We start from the raw sequence: 22,048 nt of genomic DNA on the forward strand, positions 1-22,048 counted from the left end.
TAAGGCTCGCGCTCACGCAGGGGAACCCGCCCGCTACTCACATACGGATGAATCATGCGCGATCGGTCCGTGAGTTTGTTAGCCGTGTGGCAGGTCCTTCCGCGATGTCCTCACTGCCTCGACGACGCGCTGCCTCGCTCCGCCGTGGGGTTGGTAGGTAAACAGGGAGACATTGCCAGTCCAACAAATCTGATCATGATTAGGCGAAGCTTCGGAAAATGGATCGTTGCTTCGGGTCCGGGCAGGTTGCGCGCCGCGGCGCCCGGCGTCTAGGATTCGTAAATCCGGCCCACGCCGGATCCGCGCCGGTATGCGGCCCCGTAGGCTGGGGAAGCCGGCAACCTAGCGGGCCGTGTACCCGCCCTACGGTTACACACTCAGCCCCTCACCGTCCCCCACGGTGAGGGGCTTTTTATCGCGTGGCTCCTGTGAAATCTGCCGGTCAGTTGTTGCGGTCCATGAGGTGCTCGAGCAGCGCCTGGTCCGGCCTTCCAGGATGTCGGGAAATGCTCACCCTCAATTTTGCCCGGATCCGTTCACCGGCGGGATCAGTGCCGCTCAGAACTTGATCGATGATTTCCTGTGCCTGCTCTCGCAAAGTCGCCAGGCTGTCGTTTCCGCCTTTGCCTGGCGAAACGATTACCTCGGGTATTTCGGATGGGTCATACGACTGTCCAGGTTTCGCCATTTCCCCTGCCTATATTCGGCCAAGCCGTTCCCGCCCGAGCTTGGAAGCGGCCCCGGTCGCTTTCACAATAATGAGGTATCGGGGTTGTTTGTCGTCCGCTCTGTTCGGTGGCCAGCAAGGACGAGTCTCCGTTTGAAGATGGCCGCGCAGGGCACTTTCCGGGGGCCGCTGAGGCAGCTGAAGTGCAGTCCATGCAACCCTCAAGGACTCAGTCGCCACCCACGGTGCTGCCTTGCCGTGTGTACCAAGTTCGAGGCGCTTGCGGGCGTCTGTCCCGGTCTTTGGCTAATGGCCAAGTCCATACCTTAATGCACTGCGGCCGTTGAAAGGGTTGTCCCCATCTGGCCGCCGGGCCGGTTGCCGGCAGGGATATACGCCCATCGGCCGGAGCTATATCGCAGTGGGCACTCCAAGACCGGAATCGAGTATGACGCCCCAACCGTTCATCACGCCCTGTCTAGACCGCACGGATTGGTTGACCCGCCAGGTTCCAGTAGGTGATGGAATGACCGTCGGGACAGTACGGCCGGCCGATTTGCCGACGTTCCAGAGTTACATCCCCGTCCATCTCGATGTACCAAGTCTCAAGTAGCCGTGTGTGACATTTCGGGCACTTATATGCGGATTTTCGGTTCTCCATTGCTCCCCCCGAACAAGCACCGATTACTCGCTTAGTCTAGGTCAACAGGTGACCGCAGAGAAGATCTCGGGAACCCGATTTCCAAGAGAAGAGAACTGATTGCATTTCCCTGCTGGCCTTGATGAGCGCGGGTTTATCCCCCTGGGCGGCGAAGTTGGGTGCCGAAGGGTAAGCGTGTCCAAGGCGAATACCGCCGTGGTTCTGTTCATCTGTCATTCGCTGGTTTTGGATATGTGTCTTGGCCGGGGCTGCTAAGGGCCAGCCAGAGCAGCGATGACGACAACGAGCGTTAGGACCGTCAGGACAGCCAGTACGACGTATCCGGGCCATTTCGGGCGGGGGCGATGGGGGTTGATGTCGATGTAGGGCATTGTCGCGGCTAGTTCTCACGGACGAGCGAGGCAGTGTTCTTGCGCTTCGTATGCCACAGCACGAGCAGGTGTACGGAAAACATTAGCACAAATGAGGCGCTCAGGAAGATCGCGAGGCCGGTGGCATAACGGACGAAATCCACAACAAAATGGCCTTTCAGTAGGGCAACCCGGCCGATAGTAACCGGAAAATGTCCGCAGACAGAGTCAAGCTCAAGATGACCTTTAGAAAGGCTCAAGATTTGCTTAACAATGCCGGTGGACTCAGGTTGGCGCATCGACTCTTTGTAAGCACACGCGGAGCCTCAATTGTCAGAAGAGTGGGCGTCCGGCGGCTCCATCAATTTCCGCGCTGCCCGCCCCAACAACGAGCGGTGGCAGGGGTGGTCCTGTGAGTCTGCTAGCAGGCGGCGTCCTTCACCTACGGCTTTCGCGGCCAAGCAGCGAAAGGACCGGTACCCATATCTTCGCTTCGGTGCCCGCAGAAACCCCCGGCATTCCGGAAACGCAGCCAAGGCCAATGCGGGCGTTTAAGGCTACGGCCGCCCTGTAAGATGCCGGCTGCGTCTGACTCAACCCAACAACCCCAGGCGGCTTTTCAAAAGAGTTCATGCAAAGTCCGTCTTTTCCTTGTAGCTTGGGAACTATAGGTCTGACTACCGTGCCGGTGCTGGGCTGACGCGGATTCTTGAAGTACACATGGGGGGCCATGAGCGACTTGGGCGTGGCTGTAGTAATAGAAGACGATGAGGACATGCGCAACCTGATCGGGGGAATCCTTCTCCAATGGGGTTTCGAAGTCCACACTGCATCGGGCGGCCGCGAAGGCGTTGAGGTGGTGCGGGACATCAATCCCGATGTCGTGACCGTGGACGTAGGCCTGCCGGACATTGACGGGCTCGAGGTCCTGCGCCGGATCCGACAGTTCAGCAACGCCTATATCGTGATGCTCACAGGCAGGGCTGACGAGCCCTATCAACTGGCTGCTTATCATGCCGGGGCTGATGAGTACATCACCAAGCCCTTCTGGCCGCGGGAGATGCGGGCCAGAATCGTTGCGATGATGGGCCGGCCGCGGCCCCTGACCGCGGGCGGTCATTCGCCCGAAACCTCGCCTGCGCATTCGTCTTTCCGAGACCCGGAATGGTGAGTAGGTTCTGTGCTGCAACGGGTTGGCCTGGATGACAGAGGGCGGACGGCAGCAGTGGGCGGGATTGCAGCGGAGCTGACGCGGTGCTGGTTCGACCTCCTTCACGAATTGCTTCGGGGAGTCGGAACGATCGGTCTGAATTCCTCCGTGCCATCCGGGGAGGGGACAGCGAGGTCATCTGGATCAGCGACTCCGATGAACGTGCCGTGGAGGCGCATATCGGGAACCTTCACCGCACACTCCGTGACGAGCCGGAGTCGCGTCGTTGGTTGCAGACCATCCGCGGGGCAGGTAGCACCGGTTGGCCGTGGCGAGGTCACAAGGGCCGGACGCTCCGGCTTAACGTGGTGGAGGCTGGGAAGGACTGGACAGTTATCCGTCCGTCCTGATGTACCTGAGCTGAAGTTCTTTGACCGTCGCCCGGCCATGGACTGCAATCAGGCCCAAGAGGGCAGCCCCGTCACCGAGGTCCCCTTCGCGAACGGTAGCCTCCAACATCTCCGCGAGATGCGCCAGCCGTAACCCTCCGACCATGGCAGAAGAGACTTTCAGGCTGATGACCGCGTCAAGTGCTGCCATCCGGTCCCTGCGCTCGACAGAAGCAACGAGGCGAAGGTACCGCTGCCCCCAGATGGAGGCATAGTCACGCGCAAAATTCCATGCCATGTCCGGCTGCCCCAGCTGTTCTTCCAGGTCTTCTAGCACCGCCGCATCCAGCAGCGGCAACTCCCGTCCGCTCAGGGACAGGCCCCCGCCCGCGGGAACCCTGGAGGACTCCGCTTCGCCGACGGGATCCGCACCGGGGTCGCCGGAGCGGTCTGATGCTGAAGTGGCCATCATCCCAAAGTACGTCCCCCACTGACGGAATAGCCCGACATTGGCCGATCCTGCGGAAATCTTGGGTGTTTCTTGGGGCTGGGGAAACGGGTCCGTGCTCCGTCACACCCCGTCATGCCTGCCCGCCGACCTGTGGCAGCCTTTCCAGCTCGATGCGTCCTGCAGTTCCACCCCAGTATTCACCCAGTTTCACCCGACCAAACCAAGGGTTCGTATAGGTTAATCCAAGGACCGGAGTAAACCCGGCTGCCGACTGTTAGCTTCGAACTGTCGATGAACCCACCGCTCAGTCACGGGTCGGCGGAGAAGCAGCGCAAGACACCTTGCTGCTTTCCGGTGACTTCTTAGCCGTGTATTCGTTGGCAGCGGCATCCAGTTGTACCTGGGGTTGCAACCGCCGCGGGGCCCGCTCAGGGGCTGCCGGGCTTCCTAAACCGAAAGAGAATCTCATGCGTAAATCCGTAAAGCTCATCACCGCCCTGTCAGTCGCCGGGCTCGCCACAGCCGCAGGTTCCGCCTTCACCGCCAGCAACACACTGCCGGCCGGAGGCGTCTCCGGCTATGGCGAGAGCGTGGCCACCGGTGCCACCATCACCGCGGTTAACGACACTTTGCTCTCCACCGATCATTCCAAGCTCGCCAGCGTCGTGTTCACCAGCTCCACCGACGTGACAGGCAAGACCGTGTCAATGACCCTGAAAAACGGCAGCACGGCACTCGGAGGCGGCAACCCCTACGCCTGTTCACTCGGCACCTACACTGCTGGCTCGATGACGATCACCTGTGCCACGGCTGACAACCCGCTGCTCAGCGCGTTCGACACCACCGGTCTCACCGTCCTCTAGTTCAGGCCCTAACGGTGTGGGATGGCCCCGGAGCGGGCCATCCCACACCGGTTCGGAAAACTGCGAAGGGAGCAGGATCATCAGGTCGCGGACAGCCCGATACGGCGTTGCCATCAGCCTCTGCGTGCTGCTTGCTGCCGCATGGTGGTTTGCTGCGCCGGCGCAATTGGGCGGAACCACCACGTACGTTTCGACGCACGGGATCAGCATGGAGCCCGAGTTCCAGACCGGGGACCTGGCGGTTGTCCGTCCCGCAGGGGACTATCGGGTAGGTGACGTGGTGGCCTACCACAGTGAGCTCATGCACACCGTGGTGATGCACCGCATTGTTGCGATCGAGAACGGCCATTACACCTTCAAAGGCGACAACAACTCCTGGCTCGACCCTGAACAACCCGCCCGCAATGACCTCCTCGGGGTACTGGCACTCCGCATACCCGAGGGCGGCATATGGCTTAGCCGGGCTCCCAGCCCCCCGGTTCTGGGCCTGGCCGTACTGGTATTACTTGCCGGGGGCGGTGCGGCCGCAACTACCCGCCACCGGCGCAAACGAAGGAGAACCGCCTTGTCCCGCCACATCAGTTCAAGCCCTGCCCCGCCCCTTGCCTTGGGGAGTCTTCCGTCCTCGCTGCGGATTTCCACCATCCTGGCAACCGTCTTCGCAATGACGGGCATGGCCCTCGGAGTGCTGGCGTGGTACGGGCCGGTCGAGGAGCCAGCCACATCCCAGGTCAAGACCGGCACGCGGATGAACTTCTCCTACACCGCCGACGTCGGACAAAGCCCGGCTTACGACGGAACCAGCGCGAGTTCCCCGGATCCGGTCTTCCGCAAACTCACCAACACCGTCGATGTCCACTTCACCTATCACGGCGAGCCGGGAACCGTGACCGTGAAAGCTGACCTTTCCGCGCAGGGAGGCTGGCACACGACCATCCCGCTGACCCAACCGACGACCTTCAGCGGCTCCGGATACGAAGGCATAGTCACCCTGGACCTGAAGGCACTGGATGCCAAAGCGCAGGCCGCATCAGCTGTCACCGGCCTGCCCTCCGGACCTCTCACCCTCGTCGTGACACCACAGGTCAAGACATCAACGGGCGCTGAATTCCAGCCCGGCCTCAAGCTCAACCTGACCCCGCTCCAGCTCGCTCTCGCGGGTGGACCGGATACCCTGACCGTCACCGACAACACCACAACGGAGCAGACAGTGATGACGGCCCGCACGCTCGGGCTGAACGGCGTGAACATCACCGCAATCGCTGCCCGTTTCGTCTCAGGCGTCCTGCTGCTCGCCGCACTGGTCATCGCAGCCATCACCGTGGTCTTTGCGCGCCGCACCGCGCCCGCGGACGAGGCAGCGGCCATCCGCCGCCGCTACGCTGCACTGTTGGTCCGGGTCCACCCCATGCCCGTGCCGCAAGGCCGTCCCGTCATTGACGTCACGACCTTCTCGACCCTGGCGAAGCTCGCCGAACGCTACGGCCTGCTCGTCCTTCACTGGTCCCGCAGCGGCGTGGAGACGTTCGTCGTCCAGGACGAAAACATCACCTACCGCTACCGTCCAGGAGCCGAACCGGCACTAGTCGAACCCCAACCCGAATGGGTCGACGTCCAGCCATGACGCGTACGGGATTCAGCTGTCCGTACCAAATCAACATCGCCAAATCAAACATCGGCGGCGACGGCGGAAGCGATCCGGGCTTTGCCTTTCAGGGACATTAACGTCATCACCACCCTGTTCCGTTCGGGTGCCCATTTAGCGCACGCACTGCACCGTAGGACGCCGTTGCCCGCAGGGCCAGTCACGTCCATCCCTGAGTAATGCGACGCAATCGAGCTTCGGATACAAAGAACACGGACGCTCTGAGGGCGGACCTCGGGCGTGAACATGAGGCGATCATGAAGGTCGTCTCTGAATTTGACAGCCGGCTGATGACAGTCAAGGGGGTGGTCGGTCACCTTGTCTGTGGCTGCTCCGGGTCTTGGATTTCAAACCAACCACTTCGCTCTGTTTGGGCTCGGAGCTGCCAGCGCACTGGCCTTCTGGTTCATCGACGGCCTGAACAAGCAGCACCAGATGCACTATTACTCACGCATGTGCGACATCGAGGTCGCAGCTTTTCACCTCAATCATTTGGAACTCAACAACCAGCAGGTCTCCGCACCGAAGGTGGACTGGTGTTGGGGTTCGACGGTAAGGACGGGGTCTACTGGTCCGACATACCGGTCAGGCGAAGCCCTGAGAATGTCAAACACCTGCTCGCCCGCGCCCCGTGGATGGCGAACGTATTCCTTCCGCATGCGGTCGCGGTGGTTTTGGGGTTAGCCCTCTTCATCTCAGCACTCCTGGGAGTTCCCGGGCTTGATCAAATGAGGCCCTAGTAGCCGTTGCGATGACTGTTGGAACCTGCTGGGGCCGGATCCGCGGGAATGGGCAGTGGATGTACCCTCCCTCAGGGCCAGCGAAATGCTGGGCGGGACGCGCCGCATGGCTTAGGATCATGGTGAATTGGCCACGAGGCGGTTAAGGCAGCCCTTGAGCACGTTCGTGGACGAGTTTGGGGGGTGGCGGCTATGACGATCTATACCGTTACGGCGGAGAGGTCCGGTGATTGGTGGGTTCTTCAGTGTGTCGGAGTGCCTGGTGCTGTTTGTCAAGTGGCGGGTCTTGACCAGGCGGAAGAGGCTATCCGGTCAGCTATTTTGTGGGTAGCGGATGTTCCGGAGGCCGACGTGGAGGTTGAACTTCACGTGGTCCTCCCGGCTGTTGTGCGTGAATCCATTGATGCGGCCAAGCGATTCCGCCGTGAGTCAACCAAGGCCGAGACTAGTGCGGCTTTGGCCATCAGCGCTGCAGCACGTGAACTTCAATGCATCGGGTTGACAGTCAGCGACATTGGTACTGTTTTGGGTGTCTCTCATCGGGATGCAGGACAGCTCATCCTTTCACCAGCTATGGAAACTGAGGACGAGCACCGCGTCGTTGGGACCGACGCTTCCGTGCTGACCGGGCCCTCCCTTTAGCCCGCATCGTGGCCTTGGTCGGGGATTTGATGATCAAAGGCGGGCTGGCCGTTTCGTCACTGGAGCCGCCAGCGGCGGTTTCACCGGCGGCGCGGTGGCCGTCTTCTTGGTGCACACGGACCCGGAAAGCCCCGACGCTCTGCACCAGGCCGGATGTGTCGCTGGGCTGAAGGGCGGTTCCTGCCCTGCCGCAGGGCTTGATCCAGTCGATAGACTTTCCACGTCGGGAGGTCCTGGTAGGCCCGTCCAAAGCAAGGGGGAGTGATGGAATTTGCTCGTTTGTTGCCGTTCGGGGTGAAATGGCCGGCGACCGAAGCATTGCGGGCCCGGAGTTTCCGGGAACGCCAGGCCTTCGACGAGTGGATCGCCGGACTGGATGTATCGGAGACACGGCGTCGGGTGCTTGTTGCCCTGTTGGAGATGGTTGATGAAGCGGAGCTGGTCGACGCCCGTTGCGCGGGGGTGACGCACACCGCCGAAGTTGAGCGCCGGGCGGGCACCAAGGACGTGCATGCTGTTCTGGAAGAGCTCGTCGCTGACGGGCTCCTGACGGTGCATCCCGCGGCTGAGGTGTTCCCTGACCCGCGGCCTGGGCTGGTGTTCCGTATCCGCCGGCCGGATGTTGTGCTGACCATTGAGTCGGCTGGCCCGTTGTGGCAAATGGATGCGTGGAACGCGCAGGCCCCGGAACCGTCGTCCCCACGAATGCTGCTTTGGTGATCGCGGAGCGGGCAGGAACCCTGGCTTTCAGGGCGTGTTGGCGGTTTCGTCCGAATCGTTCACGGGCAGGCGGTGCCAGGTTTCCCAGTCTGCCGGGAGGACCGTGGGGCGGCCGAGGAAGTATCCCTGTCCTGCGTCCATGCCGAGTTTGGTGACGGCGGCGAGTTCTTCTTCGGTTTCGATTCCTTCGGCCACGATCTTGGCGCCGATCTGCTTGGCGAAGATGACCATGGCCGCGCCCAGGGCGTGCTGGCCTTGGTCATTGTCGATCCCGGCGATGAGGCTCCGGTCGAGTTTGATGATGTCCGGCCTGAGCCGCAGGACATGCCGCATTGATGCGAACCCGGACCCGGCGTCATCGACCGCTATCCGCAGCCCGCGCCGGCGAAGGGGCGCCATTGCTGCCAGCAGCGGGGCGTATTCGTCCACCGCCAGTCTTTCGGTCAGTTCGAGGACGATCCGGTCATCCGCCAGGGGCGACTGTTCCAGGAACCCGGGCAGCCGGGGATCCAGGCATGTTTCGGGTGAGAGGTTCAGCGCCACGTAAAGGTGGGCCGGTAGCTTGCCTGCGGCTTCGAGCGCCGATTCAAGGGCGGCGAATTCCAGTTCCCCGCCGAGCCCGACGGTGCTGGCCTCGTTGAACCAGTGGTCCGGTCCGCTGCCATCGAAGCCAGGGAACCTGGCCAGCGCCTCAACTCCGATGATCATTCCGCTCCCAAGGTCGTGGATCGGCTGGAATGCCGTCAGAATCGACCGGTCCTGGAGTGCCCCTTCAACTTTTTCTTTGATGCGTTGCTTCAGCAGCGCACGCGCGCTCTGGGGAGGAAGCGGCCGGCTCGTGCCCTCGAACCGGACACTGAGCCCAGCCGCGTCGGGGCGCACCCGGCCAGACACTTCCATCCAGACCGGTGCGCCGTTGCGATGGCGGCAGATGACAACAACATTGCTCCAGCCCGAACCGCGGTCATCCATGGCGGCGGCGACCATCTGCCGTGCACTGGCGAGCTCGTCCGAATCAATCACGATCCGGCACGGCTTGCCGATGAGTTCGGACGGCTCGTAACCGAGCAAGGCCATGCTGGCCCGGCTGGAGAATGTGAACTTCTCGTCCTCGTCCACCGCCCAAAGCCATTCCTGGCTCGCGTGGGCGACGGTCTCCATGAGCTCGGACGCGGCCCTGGTACGGGAACGCTCCCCGTGCAAGGCCCGGATTCCTTTCACCGTCGCGAAAACCGCCACCAGGACAAGGCTCCCGGCGAAGAAACCCAGGATCAGGTCCGCTGCGGGCGAAACTACCGCGACGATCCCGGAACCCAGCGCCACTGCGATGGCAACAACGAACGCAACCTGGACACACACTATGGTCAGCAGCAAATGGCCGCCGACTAGCGACGCGATCATTCCTCTGCGCCGCTTTACCATTTTCTTCCCCCTGTTGCATACATTAATCCGGCAGGGAAGAAACCGCCAACGGTGCCCTTACCGTTACGCGGTCGGGAAGACACCCCCAGCTTCACTGGCGGGAAGCCCCGGCGTGGCCTTCCAGAGTCGGGGGAAACTACTTCCCCTGGGTTCTGACGGCGGATCGGCGAGTTGGCCTGGCCGCCTGCGCAATGGACAGTTCCTTAGTCGGAGTGTGTGCAGGGTCGCCCGTCACCGCTCACTGTCAGTCGACGTAGTCGTCTTCGTCCGTGCGTCGTACCACCATGGTGCCGTTGGCCGTGCCTGCCCGGATGGCGCGCACGATTTCCGATCGGGCTTCCTCCACCTGGGAGGCACGCACGGGACCGGAGTTGGCCATCTCGAACTCCAGGATTTCCTGGTTGCGGGCGGAGATGTTGCTGCGGACTGTGTCCAGTATCACGGCCGGGACCCCCTTCATTGCGATGGCCAGCACCTCCGGGCTCACGCCCCGCAGGGTCTGCTGGATGTCCCGCCGTTCCAGTTTCACGATGTCCACGAAGGTCAGCATCCGGGCGCGGACCTCACCGGCAAGTTCAGGATCCAGGGCATCCAGACCATCCAGCACCGTCCGTTCGGTCCTGACGTCTGCCCGGGTGATGATGTCCACGAGCGGCTGGATCCCGTCCACATTGTCCGTGGCCTTGCCCTGCGGTATGACGGCCCGGGAACGCTGCTTCAGAACCTCAGCGACGATGGCACGACGTCGGGCGCCACGGGGCCCATCGTGGCGATGCAGCGGGCCACTTCGCTCGCCGGGTCGTCATCGAGCCCGGATGCAACGGCCGAGGCCTTGGTGGGCCGGAGGTGCGCCAGCACCAGGGCAATGGTTTGAGGCAGTTCGCCGTCGATCAGCTCGAGTATTTGCTGCGGTGCCATCAGTTCGAGGAATTCGAAGGACTTCCCGGCCATGGTCGACGCCAGCCGGTCCATCAAGCCTGCGGCTTTGTCCGCGCCGAAAGGCGCCTCCAGAAGCCCGGCGGCGAAATCGCGGCCGCCGCGGGCCGTGCGCCTGCCGCTCCGAGATGGGCCTGCAGCGGTGTCCGGCCTGCTGGGCAGAATTGGTCCCGCCGCCGCCGACTCCAACGGAGCCAGTCACATCAAATGCCATCAAGTCATCCAATCTCGAGTACCGACGTTCAGCTCTCCCGGCAATGGTCAACCATCTCGCCGAGCTGACGCTCCGGGGCCATGGTCGGYCGGCCAGGTAGGGAAAACTTCACAATGCCGGAATTTTCGTAGCGTCATCGGCGTCAGGCCATCTCCGTGCATTCCAATGGGGAGAATCGCAATTCCGAAGCCCGGCTCCAGCGCGTAAAGGTATTGCCCCCGGCGTGCCAGAAGCCCCGGTTCACAATTGCTGAAACCTAATACGGTTGAGTAACCCGCGCCCGGCATTGTTTTAGGCATATCGGGTGCCCGGGCGGCGCCCGTTGCGGGCACCCAGGACCCCGGGGAAATGCGCGGCTTGAGCCGTGTGGCATGGGTTCGGTCAGGATCAGCCTCTTCAAAGCCGGATCAATGATTCCCCGACTGTTCGCGGAAGGGCGCGAGACGCTCACTCCCTCGACGCTTAGACCACCTGCGGCGTGCAAGGTCCGTCAGTAGGTTCTGGAGCTTCCGACACTGCCCGCACTCTACCCAGCCCCGCCGGTCAAGTGAGCGTGGAACCGGGCCGCCCACGATCGGGAAGGCGCCCGGATTGTTCTTGGACTGCGGGTCAGACACGGGCAGAATGGGCCTGAGTATGACTGCGAATACGAGGGGAAAAATGAGTCGCATGTTTTCGTGGATATTTCATCGTTTGCCGGGGCCCGCCTGGGTTCGGATCCTGCTTTTCTCAGCGGTGATCATCTACGGCGTGGTCCTCGCGGTACGTTTTCTTGTCCCCTGGACTGACTGAACCTCACCTACAAGAAGCTGTGCAGCTTCAACTGCACAACCCACAAGGCATTGCGGCGGCAAATCGTCCCGTCTACCCACCTAGGTTCGCTCGTGAAAGCCGCCTGGAGGCGTGCAGGGTGAGGGCGAATTTTCATAAACGTATGCCAGACTCGTGGGAACTTGCCCGGTTCGTCAGGGACGGAGCCGCCATTAATGCCGGTCAGGCCCCGCGCCCGGCAAGGGGTATGTCGAAGGAACCGCAGTATCAGGGGGAATGGGTTTGATTCAGATCATGGTCGATGATCCGTCACGTGAAGATGTCCAGGAGCTGTTGGGTGAGCATCTGGACGACATGTACAGGGCATCGCCCGCGGGAAGCGTGCACGCCCTGGACCATGCGGCGTTGGCCGGTCCGGGCATCACGTTATGGACGTTCAGGAGGGCGGGGGCGCTCCTTGGGTGCGGGGCGCTGAAGGAACTCACGCCGTCAGCCGCGGAGCTCAAATCAATGCGCACCACGGCATCTTCACGAGGACAAGGGGTGGCAACCCGGCTCCTCGCCGTTCTCATCGAGGAAGCCAGCCAACGGGGCTACCGGCGCCTGTATCTGGAAACCGGGGCTCAGGAGTTCTTCGCGCCGGCCCGGAGGCTGTACAGCAAATACGGGTTCACCCAATGCGGGCCATTCGCCAGTTACCGGCCGGACCCCAACAGCGTCTTCATGACACTTGGCCTTCCGGCCATCCCCGGACCTGAGCACGATTGACGAAACGCCCCCGGCAGAACCCAATGCCGGTTCGAAAGGGGTGGGCATACGGGGGCCGTTTCTGCACCCGTTCGGTTCCGATCTGCCGTCAGGCGGCCAGGGCGGCGTCGGCGGATGACCTGACGGAGATGTTGACATCTGACTGTTGGGGATCGATCAGGGCCGGAAGGCGGCGGGATTGCGAGCAGCGTCGCAGCGCTTCCATGGCGGCAGGGTCGACGCTGGCCGCGGTGACGTCGACTTCAAGGGCCAGACCATCCATGAGGGCGTTGGCCCGCCTCGCGACGACATAAAGGGCGTGGAGGCTCCGGGAGGTTAGCCGCCCCTGGGCTGTGATGCGGATCTGGGCACCATCGATGTCCATTTTTACGAGAAGCCGGATCTTTTCGGTCATGAGTCCTCTTTCCGATCAGGAACCGCGACGCTGCGGCCCGGAACAAGGCTAAACAACAGGCTGTGATGCAGGCAACAGTCGGAAGGAAGATTATTTGCGCCCCTTTGGCCTGGCGAGGCCGGGTGCTAAGTGATCGCAGGCCATCAATTTATTTGGGGCATATCCGTCCAGGATTTCCTGACGTAGGGTGTTAGTCAGACACGGGTGGTCTCCTCCATCGGAGCGCACGTGTACCAGCCCCGAGGCCCGACAGCCGGTCCGCAGCAACGCGGCGAACTCGTCGGACGGGGATTCTGAAAGCGATCATAGAGAACGTGAGGGACAATGCTGACTCTTGCAGTTGCTAGACATCGACCGATAACCCATCATTCCGGCATCCCCCGCCGCAGGCCTGTCGACTTTGCGGTCCCGGCTCCGTTTGGACCGGACCAGTCAGTCCACCAAGAAACGGGTCCCCGCGACGCGTCCACCGGCTGAGCCCTGCATGGCCGGCCGGGTCCCCGGCTCCCGCTCGCTGTTGCCATGGCGCCGCCATACATTCCAGCCGCCGTGCCCGTAGGTCGTGGCTTTAAAGCCCCATCCATGGCGATTAGGCTTCCACGAGTGACTTAGTGAAATATTCGACTCTAACGTCCGTTCGAGCGTCCCCACCCCTGTTTCAGGCCCGGATTTGTAGGGTTTGATGTGCTTGGTGCGTGGAAGTCGCCTGTCATCCCAGCCGCTCATCGCCCCCGAAAGCCTCCGGAATACTCGCCAGTAGGCTGGACGTCCAAGTACCCTAAGCTTTGGGTCCGCCTGTGGCGGACCTCACAAAATCACATATAGAATTCCAATGCCCGACCTGAAGGCCGAGGTGCGAAACCGCATCCCGGACCTAACAAGACAAGCCCAAGCGGCTCGTTTCCCCCCATCTAGGAGGATGCCCATGACCGGTACATTCGAACTCTTCACCGACGAGAACATGAGCTTCAGATTCCGACTCAAGGCAAAAGACGGAACCGTAATGGCCCTCTCCAGATCATTTCCCGACAAACCCGCTGCTGTCGCCGGCATTACGGCCGTTCGCGAGTATGCCGGAATGGGCCTGATCACCGACCTCTGCCCTGAAATCCCCGCCCACGGATCATCACCCCGGTCACAACCCGCCGCCCCGATCATGACTCCGCGATACCCGGCTGACCTCGCAGCTGATGCCCCGGGCCCTGACATCCACCGGAATAAGGCTGCCTGACCGTCATCAAGGCAGGGCAGAACCAATCTTGTCCCGCGACCACGGTTCGTTAGTCGGGGCCGGCATGGAGTACGTGGGCTTACCCCATGCCGGCCGGGCCCGCCCAAGTAGCGCTCCCACCAGTCCCTCCGCCCCCACGGTCGTCGAACTGACCGCATCGCGTGCAGCGGTTGTAGCGGCCGCCATCCTGGGTGAATTCCGTGTGGCCAATCGTGGCGCAGGTTCAACTTGCACAGCAAGGTCTTGAGCATGATGCTCTCCGATCTGAGGCACGCTCCCGCGCAGTCCGTGTCCGCCACGTAGCCAACGCAGATCTTATGCGCGTCCGTCTTTGAGACGGCGAGATTACCGACCCCGACACCAAGGGGGTGCCGGGTGCGGACTGTCCAGGTTCGGTTTGCCGCTCCTAACTGACCTTAACCAGCTGGTCTTTAATGAGCCTCATCGGTTGGCCCTGCGGCAGGCATGCCAGACGGCGCTCTCCGGATAACAGGCAACGGTGCCGTATCGAAGAACCGGTATTCGGTCGCCGGGACGCGGATTGTTCCGGCGGCCTCCGCTTTCTGCCGAATGAAATCGTGGTCGGCCAGAGAGAGCACAACCTGCCCGTGCGGGTCACACAAAAAGTCCCCGTGTGCGTCCTTGCTGATCTTGCTCGACATGGCGTGGGGCAGCGTCACGCATCCTGGATTTTCCAGAAGCCAGGTCCGGGTCTTGGAATCTAGCCGGTCCCACTCGTCCTTGAGGCTCATACACCCCGTCCTCTCCGGGCTTTCCTGACTGTGAATTCCGTCCAGAGTACGCCCCGACGTCAATCGGATCATAGCGCTTTGTGCCTAGCTGGTGAGACTGTGCCGCGGTCCGTCGGTGGCGGGTTGCAGAACGTCTCGCCAAAAGGACCGGCACACCCCGAACCTAAGGCTGCCGGGCTTCCGCCGGTCATAACGGCCACGTGATCATGTGCCGTGCGCAGCTGTGGCGTGAGGTATTCCACGAGGTCAAAAGGTCAATTTGCCATGCATGGGGCGACGTCCGGTGGTCTGGAACCCGGTGGGTTGTACGTCGATAATGAAGGCAAGGAAGCCTGCCGGTGGGCATGCTGGTGCGGTGGCTGAAGGCATGGACGGGAGAGGAAGGGTTTGCAATGCCGCTGTCGGACTATGAGCGCAGACGTCTCGGGGAACTCGAAAAGGATCTGGCTGCTGACGACCCGCTCCTGGCCCGGGAACTTGCTACGGGGAAGCCTGCCGGGTTGTGGTTTCGCAGGTCCGCCGGGATCGTGCTGGGCCTCGTGGGTTTTGGGCTGCTGATTATGGGTATTGCCGCGCAGCTTCCGGGTCTGGGCGTCCTGGGATTTCTGGTGATGCTCGGCGGTGCCTGCGGGTATCTCGGGCGCCGGGCGGCCGGTTGCCTGAAGCGAAAAGGCCCGGGATGACCATTGTCAGGAGCGCGGCCCCGCGGCCAGGGGGACAGCCCGATGACCTGACCTGTTTCGTCGGCCACGGTGCCGCCGGAATTTCCAGGTGAGAGGGCTCCCGCCTATCGCCGCAGGTACCGGGTGCACGGCAATCATCGCTCCGAAGGGACCAAGGCGGACCATCGGTGGTGCGCTCGTCATCGATAGACGGGGTCCGCATTCGAGGCGGTGCCGTGTTCCTGCCTCGGGTCGTGGCACTGTTACCGCTGCCCGTGGCCACTCGGCCAGGTCGGGATCCCAGCGGGCTCTGTCCCGCTCGGCTATCGCTCCGAGGACCCATGTCGGGTAGCAGACGCTGGAGCGATGGGGGAGTCAGGGAGGCCGAGGTGATCAGCTGCCGGGACCACGGCCCACTCAGCCACCTCTGCTTTGGCGGCTTGGACCGTATGTTCACTCAAAATTCTGCAACCGAAGCTGTTCACCGAAACCCCGGGGTGTGACTGTTAGCGAAGAGTGATGGCTTTTTCAGAGCTCAGTTTCACCGTTTTCGAAGCGTTGGCCCGGGCTGCGCCGAACGTCAGGAGTCCACTGCGATCCCTGCTTCCGGTACACCCGTTCGACGGTGCGATGAACAGTGGGACGACCAACGGAGAACGGGTGAGGCATGTACGTGGTGATGGTGGCAAGCGAGTGCGCGCCGGTGGCCAAGGCGGGCGGCTTGGGCGATGTGGTTTTCGGACTGAGCCGCGAGCTGGAAATCCGGGGGCACGAGGTGGAGATCGTGCTGCCCAAGTATGCGGGCATGCGGTATGAGGACGTGTGGGGGTTGACAATCGACTACCACGACCTATGGGTGCCGTGGCACGGGGCCGCGGTCCGTTGCAGCGTGTGGTTCGGCTACGTGCACGGGCGGAGGTGCTATTTCATCGAGCCGCACTCGGACGAGGGATTCTTCGACCGGGAGCTCATGTATGGCTACCCCGACGACGTGGACCGCTTCACGTTCTTTTCCAAGGCCGCCATGGAATACCTGTACAAGGTGGGGAAACGCCCGGACGTGATCCACTGCCACGACTGGCAGACCGGCCTAGTCCCGGTGCTCTTGTATGAGCAGTACGGGCATGTGATGCCCGACCAGCGGGTGTGCTACACGATCCACAACTTCCGCCACCAGGGTCTGACCGGCCCCCAGGAGCTTTGGAGCACCCAGCTGGGCCGGCCCGACTATTTCCTGGACCGTGTCCGCCTCGGCGACGACCACCGGTTCCAGGCGGTGAATCTGATGAAGGGCGGGGTGGTGTACTCGAACTTCACCACCACCGTCTCACCCAACCATGCGGTCGAGGCCCGCCACGGCGACGGCGGGGACGGGCTGGGACACACCTTGTCGACACATCAGGACAAGTTCGGCGGGGTGCTCAACGGTGTGGACTACGACACCTGGAACCCCGAGATCGACCCTCTCCTCCCCGCCCGCTATTCGGCGGAGCAGGTGGAGGGCAAGTACGAGGCGAAGAGACGGCTGCGGGAACGGCTCTGGATGCGGGACACCTTCAGCCCGATCGTCGCCTACGTGGGACGCCTCGACGAGCAGAAGGGGATGGAACTAGTGCATCACGCCCTGTTCCACGCCCTTGAGAAGGGGGCGCAGTTCGTGCTCCTGGGCGACGGCCTGCACAACGGGATCAACGGGCACTTCCGGCATCTCAAGCACTACCTCAACGACAACCCGGACTGCCACCTGGAAATCGGATACGACGAGGAACTGGCGCACCTGATCTACGCGGGGGCGGACATGGTGGTGGTGCCGTCGATGTTCGAGCCGTGCGGGCTGACCCCCATGGTCGCCATGCGCTACGGCACCGTCCCGGTGGTGCGGGCGGTGGGCGGCATGGTCGACACCGTCTTCGACCGGGACTTCTCGGACCGCCCGGACTGGCAGCGCAACGGGTACGCGTTCCACCAGAGCGATAACACCGCCATCGAGTCGGCGCTGGACCGGGCGTTCGGGCTATGGTTCGACTACCCCGGGGAGTTCCGCCAGCTGATGCTCAACGCGATGCGCAGCGACTACTCCTGGGCACGCCCAGGCCAGGATTATCTCAACATCTACGACCACATCCGCCACGCATAGCCCCACCCCGGAGGGAAAACAATGGACGAATATGTGGATGGCTTGCCGAATATCTGCGGGGAGGAGAGCGTGGTCGCCCAGGCGATCGCAGCCGGCCGTGGACAGCGGGCGTTCAACGCGGTGGATCTCGCCCGGCTGGGCAGCGGTTTCGCCGTGGCGTTGCACATGCACCAACCGTTGATACCCGCCGGCGGGCAGGACCTGGAAAGCGCGGCGGTAATCTCGAACCTTGCGTGGATGATGGACCACCCCGACCAGGGCGACAACCACAACGCCCCGGCCTTCGCGCAGTGCTACAAGCGGATGGGCGAGTTCATCCCGCAGCTCCTGGAGCGGGGACTGGCACCCCGGGTGATGCTGGACTACTCGGGCACCCTGCTGCACGGTATGCGCCAGATGGGCCGCGATGACGTGTTCGACGCGCTGGCCCGGATCACCTGCGAAGACCCTTGGCGAGGTGCGGTGGAGTGGCTGGGATCGACCTGGGGGCACGCGGTGGCCCCCTCCACCCCCGTCCAGGACTTCCGTCTGCACGTGCGCGCCTGGCAGCACCATTTCGCCGCCATCTTCGGCACCGAGGCGCTCGGCAGAGTCCGGGGTTTCTCGCCGGCCGAGATGGCTCTGCCGAACCAGCCTGATGTCGCCTATGAGTTCGTGCGCACTCTGGTCGAGTGCGGCTACAGCTGGGTTCTGGTCCAAGAGCACACCGTCGAACGCCCCGGCGGCCGTCCCATAGACCGCCCGCATCTTCCGCACCGGCTCACCTGCACCAGCTCCAAAGGCGAGACTGCCACGATCACCGCGGTAGTCAAGACACAAGGCAGCGACACCAAGCTGGTCGGCCAGATGCAGCCTTACTACGAGGCCAAGGGTCTCGCACCCCTGCAGCTGGCCGGCCGGATGGTCCCGCCGCTGGTCACCCAGATCGCAGATGGCGAGAACGGCGGGGTGATGATGAACGAGTTCCCTCCCAAATACTTCGATGTCATCGCCGAGTCCTCCGGGTCGTCCACACCCGCTCTCAACGTTTCGGAGTATCTCGAAGCCCTCACCGCCCTCGGCGTCGACCTCGGGGACCTGCCGCCGATCCAGCCGGCGGGGCAGCACCGGGTCTGGGAGCGGCTCGCCCCCGGTGAGGGACCCGAGCGGCTCGAAGAAGTGATCGACCAGCTCTCGGGCGAGGACGGGAGGTTCCACATGGACGGCGGCAGCTGGACCAACAACATCTCCTGGGTCTCCGGCTATGACAGCGTCCTTGCCCCGATGCAGCGGGCCAGCGCCCTCTTCAACCAGCGATTCCTCAACGCCGGTGTTCCCAGCAGCGATCCCGCCTACCGGCGGGCGCTGTTCCTGCTGCTGGCGTGCGAGACCAGCTGCTACCGCTACTGGGGCCAGGGCATCTGGACCGACTACGGTGCCGAGCTCGCCCGCCGCGCCATCCAAGCCTGCGAGGCCCACTGATGGCCGGGCCGATCGACTTCGCGCTGGTGCTCAACCTGCACCAACCCGCCGGCAACCTCGAGCACCTCCTCAAGGCCGACCCGTGGGCCGCCCGAGAGATCCTCTACGCCCTTCGACCGCATCCCAAGGTCCCTGTGGCCATACGAGGACACCGGCCGGGTCCACCTCTCGCTCTCAGGAATCCTGCTCGAGACGCTCGCGGATCCGGCCTTCCAGTCCCGCGTGTACGGGATCGTGGACTGCGGATCGCTGCTTTGGCACTGGCAGAACACCGCCATCATCGACATCTTGGCCACCGCGTACCACCACCCCGTCCTCCCCCTCATATCCGCCCAGGACTGGCCCGACCAGCTCGATGCGTGGCGCCAGACAGGCGAACAGCTCTTCGCCCGCCCCCACACGGGCGGGTTCTGGCCGCCCGAGATGGGCTTCACCATGGAGCTCATCCCACTCCTGCAGACGATGGGTTACCGATACGTGCTCGTCGACTCCAACCACGTCGAGGCGGTCGACCCGATGCGCTGGGACGAGCTGCGCTACCGAACGCATGTCGCCCGCCACGGCGGCGCCGAGATCACCGTGGTCGTGCGCGACCGGGAACTCTCCGATGCCCAGGAGTCCGGGATGGACCCCGACTGGTTCATCCGCGAGGTCAAAGCCCGCACCCGGCACTGCGAGTTCACGCCCCTGGTCACCACCGCCACCGACGGCGACAACGGCGGATGGTTCAGGAACACGACCGCCAGCGCCAACTTCTGGACATCCTTTTACCAGCCCCTCCTCGAACGGGCCCGCAGCGGCACCGCAGGCGGCATCGCCCCCGCCTTCATAGGGGACCACCTCGACCGCAACCCACCCTACGGCGAAGTACGAGTGCGCGACGGGGCCTGGAACACCGGCTGGCACGACGGCAGCGGCTTCACGCAATGGACCGGCAGCCCCGCCCAGCGTGACGCCCTCGCGCGTGTCCGGCAGGTCAGCGGCCAACTTCACGCCGCCGCCAGCCGAAGCGGCCCGTCCGACCCCGGCCTCGAGCTGGCCCGCCGGCACCTCCTCCAAGCCCAGACCAGCTGCAACTTCTTCTGGGGCGAAGCCTGGCTCGACCGCTGCCACGGCGAACTCGACCAAGCCGCCGCCGCCATCACACCCACCTGACCGTAGCCAGATCCCGGCGCGTGTCCCCCGACTTGGTTCGGCCTGCCGAGAGCGCCGTTTTACTCGCAGACGCCCAACGGGCCTTCACCGATCCCGGAACTCCAAGCGGGGTAGGGGAGCAACAGTGCTTCATCGGACGTGACGGCACGGTGTCCATCATCGAAGGCATCGGTGAGGAAAGCCCGTGGTGGGCCGCGACAATGCCCGCCACGCCCGGCAAGATGAACAACTGTTCCACCTACACGCGTGAACCCACGCCTGCAGGATTGCACCTTGTTGATTTTCCTGAGCCCCATGCGCCCACTAGGCCTAGGACAGTGCTGTCATTGCTGTCAGCTAGGTGCTCCACCAGTTGGGCCACCATTTCAACGAAGGGGCCGCGGTCGAGTTTGTCTCGGCTTGGATCTTTGAGAGGCGAGTCGGCCCAAGGTTCAATCACAATCGCGATTCTATGCTCCTCAGGGTTGGTCCGAAGGAGCAGGGCCGCATCGTCGGCCTAACTAGATCTATCTAACCTGCTGTGACGGGTGAGGGACACTCCGATAGGAGCGGAGCCTGCGAGGGCAATCGGCCATTGGGATAGATGCTTCCGCTTGGGTGAAAGTCAAGTTCCGCTGGCGCCTCATTTTCGTTTGCGCCAGTCATCTGTGAGACGCATCGAGTTTGAGGTCGGACCCTCGATGTCTGTCAGACATAGGTGGTCAACGCTTGTTTAACAACGCCCGGGCTTGGGCGACAATGCGGGCATCCTCTTTGCCCACAAAGCGGTCTGTACTTAGTTGGTCCAATACTGCGAGCCCGACTTTTCGTCGTTCCGGCTTGTCGTCCAAAGCCATGTCCATGGCCCATTCAGCTCTGCCCCACCACTCAGCCCTGCTCCACAATTCGACATGGCTTTCCGATCCAGCCGCGGGCGCTGTTGTCGATCGGTACAACGTGAGCAGCACAAACACGACAATCAGAAGCGCCACGAGTGGTGTGAGGGTCACCACAACCTGCCACCACTCGGCGGGCTCCGCATGGATGGCCACGTCGATGCTGCTCACGGTGTTATGTAAGTTCACGAGACCAGCTTAGACGGGGCCCTGCTTCGCCTCGTGCTCACGACCTGGGCGGGTTCGTTCTGACGGCGTCACAGGGTCGCCCTGCTCCAAGTGGCCAGGTCTGCCGCCCTATGGCCCATCCCACGTCTGCTTCCCGCTACGGCTCGGGCGCCGGCTCTCGAGGACTTATGTTCCGGTCTCTGTGCCGACGTCGGCCACCCCGATAAATGATTCTCTGGGGCATGGTTTCAGGTGGAACAAAGAGATCGACGATGTCAACGCCAAGCACCGCAGAGATGTCCCAGAGGCGTTCATAGCCCAGACTCCTTTGGCCCAGTTCGACGTAGAGGACCATCTTCCGATCCATTCCTGCAGCGTTTCCGAGCTCCTCCTGCGTCAGACTTCGTTCCAATCGCAATTCGCGTATCCGAGCTCCCACCGCTTTGCGACGCGCACTCCAAAGCTCTAGCTGCTCGGCGGAGGACTTACGGGGAACGGGCATCGTTCAATGTCACTAAGATGGGACATTGTTGTCTGTCCAACTAGTTGGACATGGGACCTAAATCACCTTTCAAACGAGGAGTATCACCCTTGGCAGTACAGGTCAGACTCGACCTTTCGAACTCAGTCTCCATCCGCGATCTTCGCACCTTCCTCAACTGCGTGCCGCAGTACGTCGACGAAACGAAGGACCTGCGCTATCGCTACGTGCAGGAGGAAACGGTCGTCTACCTCGCCGTCGAGTTCCCCTCCGCAATCCAGCAAATCGAATCGGCGCCGGGCAGCCAGGCCGCATGACGCAGCCGTCGCACTCCGACCACGCG

Annotated in this window: 20 protein-coding genes; 11 read left to right on the forward strand and 9 right to left on the reverse strand. The window is 62.8% G+C overall.

Annotation, left to right across the window (positions count from 1 at the left end):
- Positions 1–1,707: 1,707 nt before the first annotated feature.
- Positions 1,708–1,977: a hypothetical protein gene (locus AC1DLO_RS15235; RefSeq protein WP_476890610.1), complete on the reverse strand. Its 270-nt coding sequence runs from the start codon at positions 1,975–1,977 to the stop codon at positions 1,708–1,710.
- Positions 1,978–2,408: 431 nt separating this feature from the next.
- On the opposite strand from AC1DLO_RS15235, the gene AC1DLO_RS15240 reads away from it, so the two are divergent.
- A complete protein-coding gene (locus AC1DLO_RS15240; protein ID WP_476890611.1) occupies positions 2,409–2,849 on the forward strand; it encodes a response regulator transcription factor in 441 nt (146 codons plus the stop codon).
- A 372-nt stretch (positions 2,850–3,221) separates the two neighbouring features.
- Here AC1DLO_RS15240 and AC1DLO_RS15245 read toward each other — a convergent pair whose 3' ends face one another.
- Positions 3,222–3,686: an Hpt domain-containing protein gene (locus tag AC1DLO_RS15245; RefSeq protein WP_476890612.1), complete on the reverse strand. Its 465-nt coding sequence runs from the start codon at positions 3,684–3,686 to the stop codon at positions 3,222–3,224.
- Positions 3,687–4,135: 449 nt separating this feature from the next.
- Between AC1DLO_RS15245 and AC1DLO_RS15250 the strand changes: the two genes are divergently transcribed.
- The 3 genes from AC1DLO_RS15250 to AC1DLO_RS15260 all read left to right on the forward strand — a co-directional run bounded on the left by AC1DLO_RS15250 (position 4,136) and on the right by AC1DLO_RS15260 (position 8,278).
- Complete coding sequence (locus AC1DLO_RS15250) at positions 4,136–4,531, forward strand: hypothetical protein (protein WP_476890613.1); 396 nt, start codon at positions 4,136–4,138, stop codon at positions 4,529–4,531.
- 124 nt (positions 4,532–4,655) lie between these two features.
- Positions 4,656–6,155 (forward strand): signal peptidase I, encoded by a 1,500-nt coding sequence (locus tag AC1DLO_RS15255; protein ID WP_476890614.1) that lies wholly within the window; start codon positions 4,656–4,658, stop codon positions 6,153–6,155.
- A 1,667-nt stretch (positions 6,156–7,822) separates the two neighbouring features.
- Positions 7,823–8,278: a hypothetical protein gene (locus AC1DLO_RS15260; protein WP_476890615.1), complete on the forward strand. Its 456-nt coding sequence runs from the start codon at positions 7,823–7,825 to the stop codon at positions 8,276–8,278.
- Positions 8,279–8,305: 27 nt separating this feature from the next.
- Here the strand turns inward: AC1DLO_RS15260 and AC1DLO_RS15265 are convergent, their stop codons facing one another.
- The 3 genes from AC1DLO_RS15265 to AC1DLO_RS15275 all read right to left on the reverse strand — a co-directional run bounded on the left by AC1DLO_RS15265 (position 8,306) and on the right by AC1DLO_RS15275 (position 10,825).
- Positions 8,306–9,679 carry a sensor domain-containing phosphodiesterase gene (locus tag AC1DLO_RS15265; RefSeq protein WP_476890616.1) on the reverse strand — a complete coding sequence of 458 codons (1,374 nt, stop codon included), beginning with the start codon at positions 9,677–9,679 and terminating at the stop codon, positions 8,306–8,308.
- Positions 9,680–9,944: 265 nt separating this feature from the next.
- Positions 9,945–10,370 (reverse strand): FliG C-terminal domain-containing protein, encoded by a 426-nt coding sequence (locus AC1DLO_RS15270; protein ID WP_476890617.1) that lies wholly within the window; start codon positions 10,368–10,370, stop codon positions 9,945–9,947.
- A 47-nt stretch (positions 10,371–10,417) separates the two neighbouring features.
- Positions 10,418–10,825 carry a hypothetical protein gene (locus tag AC1DLO_RS15275; RefSeq protein WP_476890618.1) on the reverse strand — a complete coding sequence of 136 codons (408 nt, stop codon included), beginning with the start codon at positions 10,823–10,825 and terminating at the stop codon, positions 10,418–10,420.
- A 1,078-nt stretch (positions 10,826–11,903) separates the two neighbouring features.
- Between AC1DLO_RS15275 and AC1DLO_RS15280 the strand changes: the two genes are divergently transcribed.
- A complete protein-coding gene (locus tag AC1DLO_RS15280; protein ID WP_476890670.1) occupies positions 11,904–12,389 on the forward strand; it encodes a GNAT family N-acetyltransferase in 486 nt (161 codons plus the stop codon).
- Between the two features lie 88 nt (positions 12,390–12,477).
- On the opposite strand, the gene AC1DLO_RS15285 is transcribed toward AC1DLO_RS15280, so the two are convergent.
- Positions 12,478–12,783 carry a hypothetical protein gene (locus tag AC1DLO_RS15285; RefSeq protein WP_476890619.1) on the reverse strand — a complete coding sequence of 102 codons (306 nt, stop codon included), beginning with the start codon at positions 12,781–12,783 and terminating at the stop codon, positions 12,478–12,480.
- 925 nt (positions 12,784–13,708) lie between these two features.
- On the opposite strand from AC1DLO_RS15285, the gene AC1DLO_RS15290 reads away from it, so the two are divergent.
- A complete protein-coding gene (locus tag AC1DLO_RS15290) occupies positions 13,709–14,014 on the forward strand; it encodes a YegP family protein (RefSeq protein WP_476890620.1) in 306 nt (101 codons plus the stop codon).
- A gap of 431 nt (positions 14,015–14,445) precedes the next feature.
- Here AC1DLO_RS15290 and AC1DLO_RS15295 read toward each other — a convergent pair whose 3' ends face one another.
- Positions 14,446–14,766, reverse strand: coding sequence for a hypothetical protein (locus AC1DLO_RS15295; protein WP_476890621.1), 321 nt, complete (start codon positions 14,764–14,766; stop codon positions 14,446–14,448).
- A gap of 392 nt (positions 14,767–15,158) precedes the next feature.
- Between AC1DLO_RS15295 and AC1DLO_RS15300 the strand changes: the two genes are divergently transcribed.
- From AC1DLO_RS15300 to AC1DLO_RS15315, 4 genes are all read left to right on the forward strand, one after another.
- Complete coding sequence (locus AC1DLO_RS15300; RefSeq protein ID WP_476890622.1) at positions 15,159–15,449, forward strand: DUF3040 domain-containing protein; 291 nt, start codon at positions 15,159–15,161, stop codon at positions 15,447–15,449.
- 658 nt (positions 15,450–16,107) lie between these two features.
- Complete coding sequence (locus tag AC1DLO_RS15305; protein ID WP_476890671.1) at positions 16,108–17,565, forward strand: glycogen synthase; 1,458 nt, start codon at positions 16,108–16,110, stop codon at positions 17,563–17,565.
- Positions 17,566–17,586: 21 nt separating this feature from the next.
- A complete protein-coding gene (locus AC1DLO_RS15310) occupies positions 17,587–19,026 on the forward strand; it encodes a hypothetical protein (RefSeq protein ID WP_476890623.1) in 1,440 nt (479 codons plus the stop codon).
- A 222-nt stretch (positions 19,027–19,248) separates the two neighbouring features.
- Positions 19,249–20,181 carry a hypothetical protein gene (locus AC1DLO_RS15315; protein WP_476890624.1) on the forward strand — a complete coding sequence of 311 codons (933 nt, stop codon included), beginning with the start codon at positions 19,249–19,251 and terminating at the stop codon, positions 20,179–20,181.
- Between the two features lie 701 nt (positions 20,182–20,882).
- On the opposite strand, the gene AC1DLO_RS15320 is transcribed toward AC1DLO_RS15315, so the two are convergent.
- Together AC1DLO_RS15320 and AC1DLO_RS15325 are read right to left on the reverse strand one after the other, a co-directional pair.
- Positions 20,883–21,245, reverse strand: coding sequence for a hypothetical protein (locus AC1DLO_RS15320; RefSeq protein ID WP_476890625.1), 363 nt, complete (start codon positions 21,243–21,245; stop codon positions 20,883–20,885).
- Between the two features lie 136 nt (positions 21,246–21,381).
- Positions 21,382–21,726 (reverse strand): helix-turn-helix domain-containing protein, encoded by a 345-nt coding sequence (locus AC1DLO_RS15325; protein WP_476890626.1) that lies wholly within the window; start codon positions 21,724–21,726, stop codon positions 21,382–21,384.
- An 89-nt stretch (positions 21,727–21,815) separates the two neighbouring features.
- Between AC1DLO_RS15325 and AC1DLO_RS15330 the strand changes: the two genes are divergently transcribed.
- A complete protein-coding gene (locus AC1DLO_RS15330) occupies positions 21,816–22,022 on the forward strand; it encodes a hypothetical protein (RefSeq protein WP_476890627.1) in 207 nt (68 codons plus the stop codon).
- Positions 22,023–22,048 lie beyond the last annotated feature (26 nt).

The organism is Arthrobacter sp. 01T419, assembly GCF_056398865.1.